We start from the raw sequence: 437 nt of genomic DNA, 5'->3' as shown, positions 1-437 counted from the left end.
ATTATTAAATAATATTTATCTATTTCCTTATCCTCTTTTGGAGTATATAAACCATATAATTCATGTAAAATTTTTCATTACCTCTTTAAATAATAAATAAAATTCCTCATCATTTTTCAATTGTTTTATATTTTTTATTGAAGATAACCTTTTATATAAATATTGTTTTTTTCTTAGTTCCCTTTTTAATATATTCTCAACTACCTTATCGGATATATTTCTCAATTCTTTCTTATTTTTTATTTCATTTATTATTTCAAATAATTCCATAGTTAATTCAAATTCTTTTCTTTTACATATTTTGCAATTGTTANNCTTAACTTTTATTTCTTCTAAATAGAATTTATCCCCTATATTAAAATGATATAATATTCCATTTTTATTCCCAAATACATAATTTATAAATAATTTTAACATCAAAGAAACTGCAAAGATTA

The organism is Candidatus Nanopusillus massiliensis (genome assembly GCF_920984865.1).
This window is presented reverse-complemented; position numbering follows the sequence as displayed.